The 790-nt window shown below is 34.4% G+C and carries 1 pseudogene; it reads left to right on the forward strand.

The window, feature by feature from the left end:
- Window positions 1-230 (forward strand): annotated as a pseudogene (gene truB, locus ACFINZ_RS10460) (tRNA pseudouridine(55) synthase TruB); the annotation flags it as partial.
- Between the last annotated feature and the right edge of the window lie 560 nt (window positions 231-790).

The raw sequence follows: 790 nt of genomic DNA on the forward strand, positions 1-790 counted from the left end.
AACTTGACGAACTCTTAATTGAAACGATTTCTGCACTAGAATGTCTCTCTCATTATACCCTTAGCCAAACTCAAGCACAGCAAGTTATGAAAGGCAATACAGTGCTCCTATATCATCACGATGTACCTCTTGATGAAGATGAGGTTTGTGTCCTGTATCAAGACCAACTTCTTGCTATAGGCGCTCTTGAAAAAAACCAATTCAAGCCAAAGCGTCTTTTCACAATTTAATCCGCTTTTTCTCACAGCAATTTCTTACAGAAAAATACTTTTCATATTAATAACGGGAAGAAAGCTCTTTTCACTGTTTTAAACTTACCTTTTCACGATAATTCATATCAGAGCCTAAAATCTGTGATATATTCATAATTCCGACTCTAGCTTGAAAATAAAGCACAAGAATTTGTCTTTGTCGTTTTAAATCGTCTCTTTGATCATTTGGATATATGCCATATGCTCTCTCGTTAAAAAGATTTTGTAGAATGAAAACTCAGGTTTGAGCCTAAAAAAAAATCGCAATGCTGATGAGCTCTCCAACTGTTTTTTCAATAAAAAGCTGTCCTCAAATTATCAACAACATAAAGTGTTCATTAAAACATCTAAAACTTCTGCTGTTCTGTTCATTCCAACAAATTCATCTATAAAAATAGTATCATACATATTTTACAGTTTCAAAAAACTGTTCTAGCTCTCTTATCATTAAGGTAACTGATCCGCAGAGGACTTTAAATGCATTTCACTGACATTTGGTATCGTTTGCCGCTCAATCATGCGGTGTACTCTTACACCGT

Source organism: Bartonella sp. AA81SXKL, from assembly GCF_042196945.1.
Lineage (GTDB): Bacteria > Pseudomonadota > Alphaproteobacteria > Rhizobiales > Rhizobiaceae > Bartonella.